The following is a 17,598-nucleotide window of genomic DNA, read 5'->3' as shown; positions in this document are numbered from 1 at the left end:
TCCGGGCGCTCTCTTTTTTTTTCCTCCTCCACGGGCGCCCTTAGGCCCCCCGCGCCCCTACTCCCGGGCCCCCGCCAAGCGGGCGCCGGCTCGCCGGAAGTGGGACGCATCTTAGCGACGCAGCCCCAGACGCGAAATCAGATCACGATAGCGGTCCAGATCCTTGCGCTTCAGGTAGTCGAGCAGCTTCCGACGGGAGTTGACCATGCGCACCAGCCCGCGACGGGAGTGGTGGTCATGCTTGTGCTCCTTGAAGTGCTCGGTCAGCTGCTGGATGCGTGCCGTCAGCAGCGCAACCTGGACCTCGGGCGAGCCGGTGTCTCGGTCGCCGCGTGCGTATTCGTCAACGATCTTCTTCTTGTCCTCAGCATTCATCGTCATTGCTTGTCTCCTAAATGGTTTCAGGATGAAGGAAAAGGCCATGCCCGGCAGCCGGGGCCGCTGGGAGAATCCACCCGACAATGACTTCAGGGGGATTCGGCCGGTCGATAAAACTGGTCGGAATTCTAGTGCTTCTGGAAAGTCTGTCCATTAAGCAGGCGGATCAAACAACCGCCCGGACGCATCAGATGTCTGGACGAGCCTGCTAGATCAGCCGCTTCGGCTGCACCTTGCCGTCGTCCGCAATGACGCCCACACCCACGAAGCGGGCGGACGGATCGTAGAGGCGCACCAAGCCCTCGGTCGGCGCCTGAGGCACCAGAACGGCCTGCCCCTGACGCAGATAGAAGGCCGCGTCTTCCGAGAGCCGGACCGCCGGACAGTGTCCAAGCGCGGTATCCAGCGGCAGCAGGAGCGCATCCAGGGCTTGAAGATCACCCTGGTCGCCAAGCGCGGCAATGTCATCGAGCGGGACGAATGGCGCGGTGGACTCGATGTAGGGTCCAACGCCGGTGCGTCTGAGCTCACTCACATGGCCGCCGCAGCCCAGCGCTTTGCCGATGTCCTCCGCCAGGGTGCGCACATAGGTGCCCTTGGAGCAATGAACATCGAGCTCGATCTCAGGTAGATCGCAGGCCACCAGGTCGAGGGAGTGGATATCGATCTGACGCGGCTGCCTTTCGACCTCGACACCCTGCCGCGCGAGCGCATAGAGGCGCTGCCCCTGGTGCTTCAGGGCGGAGTACATCGGCGGCAGCTGGTCGATGGTCCCGACGAACCGCGACAGCACCTCGGCCAAGCGCGCCTCGTCGACCCCGTCCACGGGGCGCTCCTCGACCACCTCGCCCTCGGCATCGGCCGTGGTCGTGGTGATGCCGAGCCGCACGCGGACGCGATAACGCTTGTCGGCGTCCAGCAAGAAGGCGGAGAACTTGGTCGAATCGCCCAGACAACAAGGCAGCAGGCCAGTCGCCAGCGGATCGAGGCTGCCGGTGTGGCCCGCCTTGGCGGCGCGATAGTGGCGCTTGACGCGTTGGAGGGCATCGTTGGAAGTCAAGCCGAGCGGCTTGTCCAAGAGAAGGATGCCGGTGACACGGCGTCCCGTATTGCGGCGACGTGCCATCGAATCAATGCTCCTGGTCCGTGCCTTGTGGATCCACCTCCCCTGAGCTAGCGACCGCGTCGTCGATCAGGGACGACAGGCGCTCGCCATAGCGAATGGACTCATCATGCACGAAGTGCAGCTGTGGAATTGTACGCAAACGGACTTCCTTGGCCAGGCGATGCCGAAGAAATCCGGCGAGTCGGCCGTTCAGAAGCGCGACCTGGGCCGCACCGTCCTCGTCGGCCGGAAAGCAGGTGAAGAAGACCTTGGCATGGGCCAGATCGCGGGTCACGCGCACTTCATGCACGGTGATGTTGGACAGTCGCGGATCCTTGACCTGATCGCGCAGCGCGACCGAAAGGACGCGCTGCAGCTCTGCACCGATGCGCTCGGTGCGATCGAACTCCCGATCGCTCACAGCTCGCGGGCCCTCTCGGTCCGCTCGAAGACCTCGATCTGGTCACCCGGCTTGACGTCGTTGTAGTTCTTCACGCCAATGCCGCACTCGGTGCCCGCCTTGACCTCGCTGACATCCTCCTTGAAGCGACGCAGCGATTCGAGGGCACCCTCGTAGATGACGACGTTGTCGCGCAGGACGCGGATCGGGCTGTTCCGGCGGATGACGCCTTCGACCACCATGGAGCCCGCGATCGCGCCGAACTTGGACGAGCGGAAGACGTCGCGCACCTGTGCCAAACCGATGATCTCTTCGGTAATGATGGGACTCAGGAGCCCCGAGATCGCCTGCTTCACCTCGTCGATCAGCTCGTAGATGATGCTGTAGTAGCGCAGGTCCAGCCCCTTCTCCTCGACCACGCGGCGTGCCGCGGCATCCGCACGGACGTTGAAGCCGAGCATGATGGCGTTCGAGGTGAAGGCGAGGTTGGCGTCCGACTCGGTGATGCCGCCCACGGCGGAGGCGACGATGACCACCTTGACCTCGTCGTTGCTGAGCTTGACGAGACTCTCCTTGAGCGCCTCAAGGCTACCCTGCACGTCCGCCTTGACGATGAGGTTGACCGACTTCTGCTCGCCATCCTTGAGCTGGGAGAAGAGCTGATCGAGGCTGGCGCCGCGCTGCTCGTCGAAACGGCTCTGACGCAGTTTTTCCGAGCGCAGGTCGGCGACCTCGCGCGCGCGGCGCTCATCGCTCACGGTAATGACGTCGTCACCCGCGTTAGGCGTTCCGGACAGGCCCAAGACCTGGACTGGGATGGAGGGACCCGCCGATTCCACGTTTGCACCAGTCTCGTCGAACATGGCGCGCACGCGACCGTATTCCCCGCCGCTGACGATGATATCGCCGCGTCGCAGCGTCCCCGCTTGAACCAGCACAGTGGCCACGGGGCCACGTCCCTTGTCCAAGCTGGACTCGACAATGGCGCCGCGCGCCGGACCATCGACCGGGGCCGTGAGCTCCAGGACTTCGGACTGCAAGAGAATCGCGTCGAGCAGCTCGTCGATGCCTTCACCCGCCTTGGCGGAGACCTTCACCATCATGGTGTCGCCGCCCCACTCCTCGGGCAGGACCTCGTGCTGCGTCAGCTCCTGCATGACGCGGTCGGGGTTGGCTTCCGGCTTGTCCATCTTGTTGACCGCGACGATGAGCGGCACACCGGCCGCCCGCGCGTGCTGGATGGCCTCGACCGTCTGAGGCATGACGCCATCGTCGGCCGCCACCACCAAGATCACGATGTCGGTCACCTTGGCGCCGCGCGCACGCATCGCCGAGAAGGCGGCGTGGCCGGGGGTGTCGAGGAACGAGATCGTTCCCTTCTCCGTCTCGACGTGATAGGCACCGATATGCTGGGTGATGCCGCCGGCCTCGCCGGAGGCGACCCGCGTGCGCCGAATGTAGTCGAGCAGCGAGGTCTTGCCGTGGTCGACGTGTCCCATGATGGTCACGACGGGCGGGCGCTGCGCGGCCTCGTACTGGCCTTCTTGCTCTTCGACTTCGTCCAGGAGTGCCCCCTCGGCATCGCGCTCGTCGGCAACGATCGCCTTGTGTCCCAGCTCCTCGACGACGATAGCTGCGGAATCGCGATCGAGGTTCTGATTGATAGTGACCATCATGCCTTGCTTGAAGAGCTCCTTGACGACGACGGAGGCCTTGACAGACATGCGATTCGCCAGCTCCCCAACCGAGATCGTCTCCGGAACCTCGACCTCGCGCACGACAGGCGCGGTGGGGCGCTGGAAGGCGTGCTTGTCTTGCAGCTGAGGCTTGGGGCCCTTTCTCTTGCGACGCGGCCCACGCCCGCCGCCCGCGCCATCGACTTCCTCGTAATCCGGACGTGCGGAGGCATCCAAATCACGGGCGCGAATTGCGTCCTTCCGCGCCGACTTCTTGCCGCCGCGCTCTTTTTCCGTCGGCTCCGCAGCCTTCTTGGTCGCCTTCTTCGGCTTTGCTGGCTCGACGCGATGCTGCGGCGGCGCCTTCGCCGTCGTCGCCTGCCCGGCGCCCTCGGCGGCCCCCGTCGCTGTCGTGTCTTGCGTGGAGGCGCCTTCCGCTGCAGCGGCCGCCCCTTCTTGGCGCACGCGCTCCTCCTCGGCGAGGCGCCGCGCCTCTTCCTCGGCACGACGCACCTGAGCCTCTTCCATTCGCCGCTGCTCTTCCTCGCGGGCGGTGCGCTCCTGCTCTTCCTGCTCGGCGAGGCGCCGCGCCTCTTGCTCGGCACGCAGCGCCTCGAGCTCGGCGCGCCGCTTCGACTCATCGAAGCCCGCGCTAGCAGCTGCGGCGCGCGCGCGACCGCCGCGCCCCCGGTCACTGGAGCCACGCCGAGAATCGGACGTCGAGGCCGATTTGGACACCCCACCGGCGTCCTCTCCACGCTTGACGTAGGTCCGCTTTCGGCGCACCTCGACGCTCACCGTCTTGCTGCCGCGCGCCGCCGGCGTGGGACGCACGCCCGCCGTACTGCGGGGCGCCGCTGCGGGCTGGCGCAGCTCACTCACCGATTTGCGCTTCAGCGTCACCTGGCTCGGAGCGGCGGCCTCATCGTCACCGCTCTTGCCGTGACTGCGACGCAAATAACCCAGAAGCTGCAGCTTCTCTTGCTCCGTCAAGGTGGTATCCGCGCCACTTGCGCTAATACCAGCCTCGTTCAATTGGGAAAGAAGACGCTCGACTGGAATGCCAACCGTTGAGGCGAGCTGCTTGACCGTGACTTCACTCATGGACTGACCTTTGTACCTCTATTCCTCTGGGGCATCCGCGAACCAGGGCTCGCGAGCCTTCATGATCAAGCTGGCGGCACGCGCTTCGTCCATGCCTTCGATCTCCATGAGCTCGTCGACCGACTGCTCGGCGAGATCCTCGAGCGTCGCGACGCCGCGGGCCGCAAGGGCCTCGACCAGGGATTCATCCATCCCCTCCAGCGTCATCAAGTCCGCCTCGCTCGCGGCTTCCGCGTCCTCTTCGCTCGCAATGGCTCGCGTCAGCAGAACGTCCTTGGCGCGCTCACGCAGCATCTCGATCGCATCATCATCGAGCTCATCGATCGCCTGCATCTCGGCGAGGGGCACGTAGGCCACTTCGTCGACGCTCGTGAAACCTTCGTCGACGAGCAGCGTCGCTAGCCCTTCGTCGACCCCGAGCTGATCCACAAAGGCCTGGACGGAGCGCATCGCCTCCTGCTCGCTCTTGGCCGCCGCATCCTGCTCATTCATGACGTTGAGCTCCCAGCCGCTGAGCTGGGTGGCAAGACGGACGTTCTGACCGAAGCGCCCGATGGCTTGGGCGAGATTCTCCTCTTTGACCGCAACGTCCATGCTGCGTGCCTCCTCGTCGATGACGATGGAGACGACGTCCGCGGGAGACATGGCGTTGATGACGAACTGGGCCGGGTTCTCGTCCCAAAGGATGATGTCGACACGCTCGCCGTTCAGCTCGTTCGAGACTGCCTGGACGCGCGACCCGCGCATACCGACGCAGGCACCGACCGGATCGATGCGGGGATCCGAGGTTCGCACCGCGATCTTGGCCCTCGAGCCGGGATCGCGCGCTGCCCCCAGGATTTGGATGAGGCCCTCGCCGACCTCCGGGACCTCCAGCTTGAACAGCTCGATCAGTAGCTCGGGCGCGGTTCGGCTGACGAAGAGCTGCGGCCCCTTCGGCTCCGAGCGGACGTCGTAAAGATAGCCGCGCAGGCGGTCGCCGGGGCGCACGGACTCGCGCGGAATCACATGATCGCGCGGGACCAGGGCTTCGGCATTGTTGCCGAGATCGAGAACGATGGTGCCCCGCTCGGCCTTCTTGACGATACCAGTGACGAGCGTCCCCTGGCGCTCCGCGAAGGCGTCGACGATCTTGGCGCGCTCGGCGTCGCGCACTTTCTGCACGATGACCTGCTTAGCGGTCTGAGCGGCGATGCGACCGAAGAGCTCGGACTCGATCTCCTCTTCGATGAAGTCGCCGAGCCCGAGCTCGGGCTCGAGGATGGCGGCAGCGGATTGAGTGATCTCGCGCGCGGGGGCCTCCAGCACACCCTCTTCGGGATCCGGAACGATCTCCCAACGCCGAAAGGTCCGATAGTCGCCCGTCTTGCGGTCGATGGTCACGCGCACATCGATCTCACCGCCGTGCTTCTTGCGAGTCGCCGAGGCGAGCGCCGCCTCGATGGCCTCGAAGATGACACCTTCGGGGACACCCTTCTCGTTGGAAACGGCCTCTACGACCAGTAAGATCTCTTTACTCATTCCACTATATGTCCAACTCAGAGCCTTAGGAAACGCCGACCCGCGTCGACTCCCGCCCGGGACTGATGCCCCGCCATTCTCAGCGGCGGTGAGCCATTGAGAGCCAGGGAGCAGAAGATCGCCACCTTCTGACTCCGAGCCGACCGCACCCCTTCGTCACGCTGACCTGCCAGGGCTCGGCGCTCAGCAGATCCGGGACCAGCGATTCCGCGCCGCAGACGCCCGCTCTAGAATTCCGGCACGAGACGAGCCGACTCGACACTGATCAGGGGGATTTCCCACTCCCGACCGTCGGCCTCGATCCGAATCGAACCGTCGGAGCAACCGAGGAGCCGCCCGTCGAGCTTACGCCGATCCTCGAGCTTCTCCATGAGCCGGACCCTCACACGGCTGCCGGCGAAGCGCTCGAAGTGCTCGGGAAACACCAGGGGGCGATCCAAGCCCGGCGACGACACCTCGAGGTCGTACTGCCCAGGCAGGGGATCCTCGACGTCGAGCACACCACTCAGCTGATGGCTGACGGCTGCGCAATCATCCAGATCGATTCCGCGCTCGTGGTCGATATAGACCCTTAGCGTCGCGCTCCCACCATGCTGGAAATACTCCACGCCGACTAGCTCGTAGCCCATGGGCTCCACGACCCCACGCGCCAGAACCGTGAGATGGCTATCAGCAGGCTGCATTGATTCCGCCCTTTACAAACAAAAATTGGGCCAGCGGCCCAACCTCATAACCGTGCCATTTCGCCTCGAAATACAGCGCGATGACACTCTTTCGCGAGCGATAAAAAAACCCCGAAACGGGGCCTCTTGAACAGCGAGCGTGGTTAGCGACTAGATCCGCCTCCTCCTTAAGCCCATGAACTATACATCCATCAGTAATCGACCGCAAGAGGTCGATCAGGCGCCCCCTGTGGCAAGCGAAGGCTCGCCACAGGGGAACCGCTCAGCGCATCAGCGCTGTGGGACGAAGGCACCCGGGGCGTAGCCAGGCGCATAGCCGGGCGCATAGCCGGGCCCATAGCCCGGATAGGCGTAGGGGCCAGACGCCCGCATCCGCTCCCAGTACTCACGCATCCGCTCGTCCGCCTCGCGCCGCATCGCCTCCAGCTGGGCGAGCACCTGCTTGCGCTGCTCCTGCATCGCCTCCCAATCCTTGGCGGTGGCGGGGGCAGCGGGGAGCGCCGGCGGAGCCATCGGCAAAGCACGCGGCGCAGCAGCGACCGCCTTAGGCACCTCAGCCGCCGGGACGGCAGCCGAAGCCTGCGACGGCTGCTCGGGCTTCGCCGGCGCCGGCTCCGCCGCCACGGCGACTTCCGACTCCGCCTTGACCGACTCGACTGCCTCGGATGGGGCGGCCGCGACTGGCGCCTGCGGCTGTGCGGGCAATGCAGGATAAGCCGCAGGAGGCGCGACAGCCGCCTGCCGTCTTGGCGCCGCCGGACCTTCATCGGGCTCGGAGGCCGCAGCAACTTCGGACTCGGAAGCCGCCTCCTCGCCCTTCATCAGCGACTTCGCGAAAACGGCCGATTCCGCGTCACTGACCGGCTTGGCCTCCGCGGCCGACTTGGCCGTTGGCGTCTCCGCCGCCGCGACTTCTGCCTCCGAGCTAGAGGTATCCGTCTCCTTCGACATGCCCGGCAGAGCAGAGATGGGGATTGGACTGACCTCCGAGATCTTGTCGATCAGCGAGGACGCCATGAGCGGATCGCCGCTCTGGCGGTCGACGGAGCTGAGGTAGAGATATCCGAACGCAATCACAACCGACCAGAGGGTGAGCTTCGGCAGAAAGCCGATACCCGAGCGAGACGAGGTGTTTTCCGAGCTAGCCATTTTCTATTACTCCTGCAAGCATGCAGTCTTTCTGTATCGATACAACCTGTTTCCAGCCCAGACGCGCCGAGCCACCCAGCCCGATCAGCAGCGGGTGGCGGTGACCGTCAGCACGGCCATGACCTGCTCGACGCAGAGGCCGAGATTCTCCTCGATCTCCTTCATGGTTATGACGCTACCGCTCTTACCGGCGGCCCAATTGACGACGAAAGCAAGACTGGCGTAGCAGAGTCCAAGCTCGCGCGCGAGGCCGGCCTCGGGCATCCCGGTCATACCGACCATGTCGCAGCCATCGCGCTCGCAACGCCTGATCTCCGCGGCGGTCTCAAGACGCGGCCCTTGGGTCGCGCCGTAGCATCCGTGAGGCACCACGGCCCGCCCGGCCTCCGAGCAGGCCTCGATCAACGCCTGCCGCAGCGAATCGCAGTAAGGCTCCGTCAGGTCGATGTGCTCGACCTGCCCGGCATCCCCGTCGTAGAGGGTGTGCGCCCGCCCGTAGGTGTAGTCGATCACCTGATCGGGGACCGAGAGCACTCTAGGCCCGAAAGCCGGAGTGATGCCCCCGACCGCCGCGAGCCCGACGACGCGATCGGCGCCGCTCTCACGCAATGCCCAGAGATTCGCCCGGTAGTTGACGCAGTGCGGCGGCAAGTGATGCGAAGGCCCATGCCGGGGAAGGAAGAGGATCTCCGCCTCCCCGAGCCGCCCGCGCGTCACGGGCGCGGAGGTCTCGCCGTAAGGCGTTTCGAGCTGACGCGCGTCCAGCTGCTCCAGTGTCGGCAGGCTCTTGAACCCTGAGCCACCGATGATTGCGAGAAGACCCATGCACCCACCGTCTACCAGAAAGCCCATAAGTCTACCGAAGAGTGCGCGGGAAACCAAACGCGCAAAGACCAGCGCCGGCAGGGAATCACCCCACCGCCGTTGGTCGAGGGCGGCTTGCGGCTGGGCCGCTAAGCGATTGACTCAGGGATCGAAAGGATCCAACGACAAGCTCGCGCGCTGCGTCCTAGTCCAGCCAGCCCCTCGGAAGAGGGACACTCTCGGCGCCAGGTCGCGCGAGAGGCGACTAGCCGGCATGATTGGATCCACGCCGATCCTGAAACATCCCGATCTCCACGAGCTTGGGCAGCAGCACCTGCTCTTCGCGCTCGATGCGCTGCGCCACCATATCGAAGACCTCATGCGTCTCGGCGAGAAATTCCTCGGTGAAATTGAAGTCGCAATTCTTCAGCCAGCGCTTGTGGTAATCGTCGAAGATCTTGCGGAGGGGCTTCTCACCGCTGATGAAGCCCCAGGCGATCGACTTGACGCGCGGATCTTCGTGAATCAGCAAGGTCGGGTAGATGCTGCGATCTTCTTCCGCGAGGTGGCTCCGCACCTTCACGCCGAGATCGCACAGCAGCTCGTAGGCGGTCTTGGCGTTGGGTCGAATGTGCAGCAGATCCGGACGCAGGATCGATCTCAGATCATCGATCATTTGCCGAAGCTCGGAATGCGAGTTGCGATAGCTCTCCAGGGTCGACATTGTCCATCCTCCAGTACGCCGGGCCAGGGTGAGTCGAGCCGCGCGACTCCCCCGAGCCTCATTTTCGGGAACCGGGCCGCGCCATGGTCGGGAGCTCGCCCGCTGGCTGCACGCCCGGCAGCTTTCCGCGAGGATGGATCAAAAGCCACCAGGAGTCAAAAAGCCTTTAATTATATTGGCATTTTCCCGGATTCCCCAAGGCTCGCCACATCACACGTCTTCGTCCGCAACAGCGTAGACGCCAGGCACGTTGCGGAAATAGCCCTTGTAGTCGAGACCATAGCCGTAGAGGTAGCGATCCGCGACCTTGACTCCGACCACGTCGACCTCGCAGCGATGGGGCCGGATCTTCTCCACCAAGACCGCCGTCTGAACGCTGGCCGCACCGTCCTCGCGACAGGCGCGAGCCACATGATCCAGGGTGATGCCCTCGTCGAGGATATCGTCGAGAATCAGCACATGCTCACCGCGAATCGCCTCTGACGGACGGTGACGCCAGAAGATGTCCCCACCGCGCGTCTCGCCGCGATAGCGGGTCGCGTGGATGTAGTCGAGCCGCAGCTGAAAGTCCAACCGTGGCAGCAATAGCCCCGTCACGATCGCGGCGCCGGTCATGACGCACAGCACGAGCGGATCCTTGCCTGCAAGTCGCGTCGTCAGCGCCTCCGCCATGCGGTCCAAGGCTGCCTCCATCTCCTCCGAGGTCACCAAGCACTCCGCGCGCTGCGCGACGCCGGCATAGGTGCTTGCATCAAGCTTCATCCTGCTTTCTCCGGATCTGTTGGGTCTTCGAGCTCGAGATCCAGCGTCTCGAGCGTTTCGAGCTCGGCCACATAGCGCATCGCGCGCTGCCACTCGGGCTGCTCACGCAATCGAAGGTGCTCGAGGCACTTGCGGCCGTGCATCCTCAGCAGCCTGAGATTGGCGGCTGGGTCGCGGTGGTCCTTGAAGGCGGCGACGATCTCGCACGCCGCAGGCCGGTTGTTGCAGATCAGCAGCATGTCGCAGCCGGCCGCGGCGGCGACGCGGGCGCGCCCCGGATAATCGCCCCCGGCGTCCGCGGCCCCCATATTGAGGTCGTCACTGAAGATCACCCCCTGGAAGCCGAGCTGGCCCCGCAGAATGTCCTGCAGCCAGCGACGCGAGAATCCAGCAGGCCGGACGTCCACGGCCGGATAGACGACATGAGCGGGCATCACGGCCTCCAGCCCACCATCGATCAAGCGCCGGAAGGGGGCGAGATCCTCCATCTCCAGGTCCACGAAAAGGCGCTCATCCCGCGGCAGCTCGACATGGGAATCGGCGCTGACGCCACCATGCCCCGGGAAATGTTTGCCAACCGCGGCCATCCCCGCCCGACGCACACCTTCGCACCAGGCCGACGCAAGCTCGCAGATGGTCGGCACCTTAGCGGCGAAGGCCCGGTCACCGATCACCTGACTGGCCCCACGATCGATATCGAGCACAGGCGCAAAGCTGAAGTCCACGCCCACGGCCCGCAGCTCGGACGCCATAAGCCAGCCGACCGCGGCCGCCGCTGCCCGCGCCCGACGCGCGTCCGCGGCGTGGAGAGCACCGAGCCGCCCGGCCGGCGGGAGACGCGTGAAGCCTTCACGAAACCGCTGCACCCGCCCGCCTTCCTGGTCGACCCCGATCAGCAGATGCGGCTCGCGCAGCCCATGAATGGCGCGGGTGAGCGCCGCCAGCTGCTCGGGGGATTCGAAATTGCGTGCGAAGAGGATGACGCCGCCGACCGCGGGATGCCGCAGCAGCTCGCGATCTTCCGCACCCAGGGCGGTCCCGGCGATATCCAACATAATGGGGCCGAGCGACATCTCAGTCGGTCACTCCCGAGCGATTCAGAACGATGGCGAGCACTGGCAACATGGAATCGAGACGCGGCGCCTTCTGCAACAAGGCCCCTTTGTAGCACAGCCGCAAGACCTCAGGCGAGCCGACGGACACCCGTAAGCGCCCTGGGCACGCCCGCTCAGGGCGCACGCAACCGCACATCCAGACGATCTCTCAGGGCATCGCCGAGCAGATTGACCGAAAGGACGACCGAAAAGATCGCAGCGCCCGGCACAATGACGAGATGCGGCGCCACCAGCAAATAGGCGACGCCGTCGCGGATCATGCTCCCCCATGATGCCTCTGGCGGCTGAACGCCCAGCCCGAGGAACGACAAGCCAGCCTCTGCCACCACCGCCGAAGCGATGCCGAAGGTCGCTTCGACCAGCAGAGGCGCGAGCGCCAGGGGCAAGAGATGTCTGAGCAGGATCGCCGGGCCTCCTCTACCCAGCGCCCGAGCCGCCGTCACATGATCGCGCCCCACTAGGGAGAGCACCTGAGCCCGTGCAAGCCGGGCATAGCCGACCCAACCGACGGCGGTCAACGCGAGGATGACGTTGTCGACCCCGGGCCCCATGACGCCGGCGAGCGCGATCGCGAGCAGGATGCCGGGGAAGGCCATAAAGAGATCGATTGCGCGCGAAATCGCGGTATCGGCCCAGCCGCCGGCGAGCGCCCCGGCCCCGCCGATCAAGGTACCGAGCACGGCACTGACGGCCACCACGCCACAACCGACGACGAGCGAGGTGCGCGCCCCCGCCAGCAGCCGATCCAGCACCGGGCGCCCGAGATCGTCGTTGCCCAAGAGCGACAGCTCGCCAGGTGTCGCCAGGATGGCAGTGAGGTCCACGCGGGTCGGCGCGAGCCCCAGAAGGGGCGCGAGCAAGGCGCAGAGCACCCAGAGAGTCACCACCGAGGCCGCTATTCGCCAAGTCCAATCGATGCGCAAAACTGATAAGCTCCGGTAACGGCGGGCATCATCCGACGAATCTGTTGGATTTTGATCCCCAGACCCGATGTTTGCCGGTAGATTAAGCAGGGCGCGTCGCCACGGGGCCTTGACCCTCGAGGTCGCGCCAGGTCAACGAGGATAGTCGTTAGAATGAATGCCAAGAACCTGAACATCCTTCTCTGGGTCGCCGTGACCTTCTGGCTGGTGATGATGCTCAACAGCCTGACGGCACCGGATCAGATCGAGCCGCGCAACCTGAGCTACAGCCAGTTCCTGCAAGAGCTCTCCGATGGCTCGGTCAAGGAGGTCACGATTCAGGATGAAACCATCAAGGGCGTGCGGACCGACGGGTCCCGCTTCGAGACCTACAATCCGGGCGACCCGGGATTGGTGGGTGATCTGTTGAACAACTCCGTCACCATCCGCGCCGAGCCGCCGGAAAAGCCGAGCGTGCTGATGCAGATCGTGGCCGCCTGGCTGCCCTTCATCGTGCTGGCTGGGATCTGGATCTGGTTCATGCGCCGCAATGCTGGTGGTGGCGGTGCCGGCGGGATTTTCAATTTCGGCAAGAGCCGCGCGCGCCAGCACGCCGAGGGCGAGGTCAAGGTGACGCTGCGCGACGTCGCTGGCGTTGAAGAGGCCAAGGAAGAGGTCGCAGAGCTCGTGGACTTCCTCAAGAGCCCGCAGAAGTTCTCCAATCTCGGCGGCCGCATCCCGCGCGGCGTCCTCATGGTCGGCCCGCCCGGCACGGGTAAGACGCTGCTGGCGAGAGCCATCGCGGGCGAGGCCAAGGTGCCCTTCTTCAGTATCTCGGGCTCAGACTTCGTCGAGATGTTCGTCGGCGTGGGTGCCTCGCGCGTGCGTGACCTCTTCGAGCAGGCGAAGAAGAGCGCGCCCTGCATCATCTTCATCGACGAGATCGACGCGGTCGGCCGCAAGCGCGGCGCGGGACTCGGCGGCGGTCACGACGAGCGCGAGCAGACGCTCAATCAGCTCCTCGTCGAGATGGACGGCTTCCAGGGCAACGAGGGCATCATCGTGATCGCGGCGACCAACCGCGCCGATGTGCTCGATCCGGCCCTGCTGCGTCCGGGACGCTTCGACCGCCAAGTCGTCGTCGGCCTGCCCGACCTGGCCGGGCGCGCAGCCATCCTAGAGGTCCACATGCGCAAGGTGCCGATCGCGAACGACGTCGAAGCCAGGACCATTGCGCGCGGAACCCCGGGCTTCTCCGGCGCCGATCTTGCCAATCTGGTGAACGAGGCCGCGCTCTTTGCGGCGCGCGCCGGACACACGGACGTCAACATGGAGATGTTCGAGAAGGCGAAGGACAAGATCATGATGGGCGCCGAGCGGCGCAGCATCGTCATGTCCGAATCCGAGAAGAAGCTGACCGCCTACCACGAGGCCGGACACGCCATCGTCGGTCGATTGGTCCCAGAGCACGACCCCGTGCACAAGGTCAGCATCATCCCGCGTGGCCGCGCGCTCGGCGTGACGCTCTTCCTGCCCGAGCGTGATCGCTACAGCATGAGCAAGCGTCAGCTCGAGAGCCAGATCTCCAGCCTCTTTGGCGGCCGTCTGGCGGAGGAGATGATCTTCGGTCCCGAGCACGTCACGACCGGCGCCTCCAACGACATCGAGCGTGCGACCGACATCGCTCGGAACATGGTCACGCGCTTCGGGCTGTCCGACGGGATGGGGCCGCTCGCCTATGCGGAAGACGAGGGCGAGGTCTTCCTCGGTCGCTCCGTCACCCAGCAACGGCAGGTCTCCCCGGAGACCGCGCAGACCATCGATCAAGAGATCCGCGCCATCATCGACCGCAACTACCAGCGCTCGAAGCGGCTGCTCGATGAGAACATGGACAAGCTGCACACCATGGCCGAGGCGCTCCTAAAGTACGAGACCATCACCAAGGAGCAGATCGACGACATCATGGCCGGCCGACGGATGCGCGAGTCTGGTGACGACACCGGAAGCTCCACCCCGACGACGGGCGGCGGCGCGGGCACCACGGAAGGCGGAGCCACTCCGAAGCAGCCACCATTGCCGGCAAGCGGCCTTTGATGACGACTTCGTGAAGCCCGGCTCGTCGGGCTAAGCGAAAAAAGGCCTCCGCGACATGTCGCGGAGGCCTTCTTCATTTCGGCCGCTGAAATCTCGGCGCGCCTGAGCGCGCGATCTCATCAAGACGTCTTCACGAAGCCTTCTTGTAATAGTGAAACACCGCCGCGTCCCGATAGTGGACATCGGTCCAGCATTTGGGCATCGGCTCATCGGAGGTGAAGACCAGATCGGTCTTGTCGAAGCGCTCCGGCTCTTGGAGCTCTTCGCCCGCGTGATAGCGGCCGATGATGGTCCCGTGCATCGGATTGAAGAGATCCTGCTGACTCAAGACCTCGATCAATTTCCCTGTCGTGCGCTGCTTGAGAAACATGGCGTGCCCTCCTGATCGAATGACTCACCCTTCATCTCTCAGTATGGCACTTGGGCGTTGGCTCGCAAGGCGCGATCGACGACCCCACTGAGCCGCGCCAAGGCTCGAGCATCACCTGACACCTGGCCCCTAAAGCTCCCGCGTCGCCAAGAACCGCACCTCGGGCCAGCGCTCTTCCGCCAGACTCAGATTCACCATGGTCGGGGCCAGATAGACCAGCTGATCGTCGCCATCCAGCGCCAGGTACTCGTAGCACTTCTCTCTGAAGCGCTCGAGCATCTTGGGATCCTCGCATTCGATCCAGCGCGCCGTCTTGACGCTCACAGGCTCGACGATGGCATCCACACCGTACTCATCCTTGAGGCGATAGGCCGCGACGTCGAACTGCAGCACACCCACGGCGCCGAGAATGAGCTCGTTGTTCTTCAACGGCCGGAACGACTGGGTTGCGCCCTCCTCCGAGAGCTGCAAGACGCCCTTCTGCAGGGCCTTCATCCGCAGCGGATCCTTGAGGACGACACGGCGAAAGAGCTCGGGCGCGAAGTAGGGGATGCCCTCATACTTGATCTCTTCGCCGTCGCTGAAGGTATCCCCGATCTGGATGGTGCCGTGGTTGTGCAGGCCGATGATATCGCCTGGCCAGGCCTCCTCGACATGCCGACGCTCGTCGGCCTGAAAGGTAATGGCGTTGGCGACCTGGATCGACTTGCCAATGCGCACGTGGCGCATCTTCATGCCCTTCTTGTAGCTGCCCGAGCACACGCGCATGAAGGCGACTCGGTCACGGTGGCCCGGATCCATATTCGCCTGAATCTTGAACACGAATCCGCTGAAACGCGCTTCCCCTGGCTCGATCAACCGCTGACGGGTCTCACGCGGGCGCGGCGCGGGGGCATAATCGACGAAGGCGTCGAGCAGCTCGCGCACCCCGAAGTTGTTGATCGCCGAGCCGAAGAAGACCGGCGTCTGCTTGCCGGCGCGATAGGCATCCAGATCCAAGGGATGACTGGCCCCTTCGACCAGCTCCAGCTCCTCGCGCAGCTCCTGGGCCTGATCGCCGAGAATCTCGTCCATGCGCGGATTGTCGAGGCCGTCGATCACCTCGCCCTCGGCGATCTTGCCGCCGTGCTGGGCGCTGAACAGATGCGTCCGGCCCGTCCGCAGGTCATAGACCCCCTTGAAACGCTTGCCCATGCCGATGGGCCAGGTCACAGGGGCGCACCGGATCTTGAGCACGTCCTCGATCTCATCGAGGATCTCGATCGCATCGCGCCCCTCGCGGTCGAGCTTGTTGACGAAGGTCAGGATGGGCGTGTCGCGCAGCCGACAGACGTCCATGAGCTTGATGGTGCGCTCCTCGACGCCCTTGGCCACGTCGATCACCATGAGGGCCGAGTCGACCGCCGTCAGCGTGCGGTAGGTATCCTCGGAGAAGTCCTCGTGGCCAGGCGTATCCAGCAGATTGACGGTCGCTGGGCCATAGGGGAACTGCATCACCGACGAGGTCACCGAGATGCCGCGCTCCTTCTCCAGCTCCATCCAGTCCGAGGTCGCGTGGCGCGCCGCCTTGCGGCCCTTGACCGTCCCGGCGAGCTGAATGGCGCCGCCGAAGAGCAGCAGCTTCTCGGTCAGTGTGGTCTTACCGGCGTCCGGATGGGAGATGATCGCGAAGGTGCGGCGTTTGTCGATCTGCTCTTGGAGCTCGCTCATAAAGCTGTCAGTCAGGTGATGTTCGCGCTGGTAAATCGCGGAAGTATAACTGCCTGATCAGCTTCTTGGACAGATGCGGACAGCGCGCGGCGGCTCCATCAGCGCCTAGATGAGCCCAGCGCTGGCAGTCTCCAGCCCCCGCAGCTCGCGCGCCAGGACGGTCGCGTCCTCGCGTCCCTTGTGCGCCGGGTAATAGCTTCGTCGCGTACCGATCTCGCAGAACCCCTCGGAGGCATAGAGCGACCTGGCACTCGCATTCGACACCCGCACCTCCAGGAAGGCGGTATCGGCCTTGCGCTTGAGCGCGACGGACAGCAGATGACGGAGCATCCTGCGGCCCAGTCCGCAGCCTTGCCAGGCTGGATGCACGCACAGATTGAAGATGTGGCATTCGCCCACCGCAACCGACATGATGCCGTAGGCGACGATGGCCCCATCGGCCTCACCCACCCAGCAGCAGTATCCCACGCGCAGACAGTCGTTGAAGATGCCCTCCGTCCATGGAAATTCGTAGGCGGCGCATTCGACCGCGAGCACGGCGCTCACGTCTTCTTCGCACATGGGTCTCAGCCGCATGATCGGCGAGCTGCCGGGCTGGCTCATTGAAGCGTGCCCCAAGATTTCACGGAAAGGTTTGTGGTCGCGAAACCATACGCGAGCCTTGACGCCAAAGCGAAGGGTGCAGAGTCAATGCACGGCAAGCCTCGTCGGCCCCGCACCGAGCCGATCCGCGGCCGACCTGGGGTTTGCATGGGGACAGGACGCGGGGCCACAGGCGAGCTGACTCCGATCATGTCAGGATCGATTCCCCGAAAAAGCCCGCAAAGACCACGCCCTTCCCTTTCGGTTTTGGGTCTATAGTAGCCAGGGTATTCGGCGGCGGGTCGGGCTCGAAAAGCGGCGCACGGCTCGCGTCCCTGCCGAGCGAGACCGATCGGCCCGCGCCCCCAGGCGCGTCCCACCGATGGCGGAGCCGCCCCCGAACGGCCGATGCCGCCAGCTCGGCACCAACTGGAAGCCAAGGCACGGACTGCAACATTTCCTTCATGAGCCAGGTTTAAGGTTGCTCCGGAAGTCCTGCATCGCAACGCCGCGTCGCGG

The 17,598-nt window shown here is 64.8% G+C and carries 16 protein-coding genes; 1 reads left to right on the top strand and 15 read right to left on the bottom strand.

Features of this window, described 5'->3' with window-relative positions:
• Positions 1-111 precede the first annotated feature (111 nt).
• The 12 genes from rpsO to G3446_RS17220 all read right to left on the bottom strand — a co-directional run bounded on the left by rpsO (position 112) and on the right by G3446_RS17220 (position 12,344).
• Positions 112-381 carry a 30S ribosomal protein S15 gene (rpsO, locus tag G3446_RS17275; RefSeq protein WP_164454082.1) on the bottom strand — a complete coding sequence of 90 codons (270 nt, stop codon included), beginning with the start codon at positions 379-381 and terminating at the stop codon, positions 112-114.
• 205 nt (positions 382-586) lie between these two features.
• Positions 587-1,504 carry a tRNA pseudouridine(55) synthase TruB gene (truB, locus tag G3446_RS17270; protein ID WP_164454081.1) on the bottom strand — a complete coding sequence of 306 codons (918 nt, stop codon included), beginning with the start codon at positions 1,502-1,504 and terminating at the stop codon, positions 587-589.
• A 4-nt stretch (positions 1,505-1,508) separates the two neighbouring features.
• Positions 1,509-1,904, bottom strand: a complete 396-nt coding sequence (gene rbfA, locus G3446_RS17265) for a 30S ribosome-binding factor RbfA (RefSeq protein ID WP_164454080.1) — start codon at positions 1,902-1,904, stop codon at positions 1,509-1,511.
• A complete protein-coding gene (gene infB, locus G3446_RS17260) occupies positions 1,901-4,663 on the bottom strand; it encodes a translation initiation factor IF-2 (protein WP_164454079.1) in 2,763 nt (920 codons plus the stop codon). Before infB ends, rbfA begins: the two co-directional genes overlap by 4 nt.
• 18 nt (positions 4,664-4,681) lie before the next feature.
• On the bottom strand, positions 4,682-6,184 hold the full coding sequence (gene nusA, locus G3446_RS17255) for a transcription termination factor NusA (protein WP_164454078.1): 1,503 nt from the start codon (positions 6,182-6,184) through the stop codon (positions 4,682-4,684).
• Positions 6,185-6,411: 227 nt separating this feature from the next.
• Positions 6,412-6,867 (bottom strand): ribosome maturation factor RimP, encoded by a 456-nt coding sequence (rimP, locus tag G3446_RS17250; protein ID WP_164454077.1) that lies wholly within the window; start codon positions 6,865-6,867, stop codon positions 6,412-6,414.
• A gap of 270 nt (positions 6,868-7,137) precedes the next feature.
• Positions 7,138-8,016, bottom strand: a complete 879-nt coding sequence (locus G3446_RS17245) for a hypothetical protein (protein ID WP_164454076.1) — start codon at positions 8,014-8,016, stop codon at positions 7,138-7,140.
• Between the two features lie 84 nt (positions 8,017-8,100).
• Positions 8,101-8,841: an S-methyl-5'-thioinosine phosphorylase gene (locus tag G3446_RS17240; RefSeq protein WP_164454075.1), complete on the bottom strand. Its 741-nt coding sequence runs from the start codon at positions 8,839-8,841 to the stop codon at positions 8,101-8,103.
• 244 nt (positions 8,842-9,085) lie between these two features.
• Positions 9,086-9,544, bottom strand: coding sequence for a hemerythrin domain-containing protein (locus tag G3446_RS17235; RefSeq protein ID WP_164454074.1), 459 nt, complete (start codon positions 9,542-9,544; stop codon positions 9,086-9,088).
• A 210-nt stretch (positions 9,545-9,754) separates the two neighbouring features.
• The gene (locus tag G3446_RS17230; protein ID WP_164454073.1) at positions 9,755-10,306 is read right to left on the bottom strand and encodes a hypoxanthine-guanine phosphoribosyltransferase; all 552 of its coding nucleotides are present in this window, start codon (positions 10,304-10,306) and stop codon (positions 9,755-9,757) included.
• Complete coding sequence (gene nagZ, locus G3446_RS17225) at positions 10,303-11,379, bottom strand: beta-N-acetylhexosaminidase (protein WP_164454072.1); 1,077 nt, start codon at positions 11,377-11,379, stop codon at positions 10,303-10,305. Before nagZ ends, G3446_RS17230 begins: the two co-directional genes overlap by 4 nt.
• Positions 11,380-11,534: 155 nt before the next feature.
• Entirely contained in the window at positions 11,535-12,344 is an 810-nt protein-coding gene (locus G3446_RS17220) for an ABC transporter permease (protein WP_164454071.1), read from the bottom strand.
• A gap of 153 nt (positions 12,345-12,497) precedes the next feature.
• Between G3446_RS17220 and ftsH the strand changes: the two genes are divergently transcribed.
• Entirely contained in the window at positions 12,498-14,417 is a 1,920-nt protein-coding gene (gene ftsH, locus G3446_RS17215) for an ATP-dependent zinc metalloprotease FtsH (protein WP_164454070.1), read from the top strand.
• A gap of 130 nt (positions 14,418-14,547) precedes the next feature.
• Here the strand turns inward: ftsH and G3446_RS17210 are convergent, their stop codons facing one another.
• From G3446_RS17210 to rimI, 3 genes are all read right to left on the bottom strand, one after another.
• The gene (locus G3446_RS17210) at positions 14,548-14,787 is read right to left on the bottom strand and encodes an acetyltransferase (protein WP_164454069.1); all 240 of its coding nucleotides are present in this window, start codon (positions 14,785-14,787) and stop codon (positions 14,548-14,550) included.
• Positions 14,788-14,916: 129 nt separating this feature from the next.
• Positions 14,917-16,497, bottom strand: a complete 1,581-nt coding sequence (locus tag G3446_RS17205) for a peptide chain release factor 3 (protein ID WP_164454068.1) — start codon at positions 16,495-16,497, stop codon at positions 14,917-14,919.
• Positions 16,498-16,602: 105 nt separating this feature from the next.
• Positions 16,603-17,100: a ribosomal protein S18-alanine N-acetyltransferase gene (rimI, locus tag G3446_RS17200; protein ID WP_209262482.1), complete on the bottom strand. Its 498-nt coding sequence runs from the start codon at positions 17,098-17,100 to the stop codon at positions 16,603-16,605.
• Positions 17,101-17,598 lie beyond the last annotated feature (498 nt).

It is taken from the genome of Thiorhodococcus minor (genome assembly GCF_010820565.1).
GTDB classification, from domain to species: domain Bacteria; phylum Pseudomonadota; class Gammaproteobacteria; order Chromatiales; family Chromatiaceae; genus Thiorhodococcus; species Thiorhodococcus minor.
Note: the sequence above shows the minus strand (reverse complement) of the source record. Positions and strands in the feature narration are given on the sequence as shown.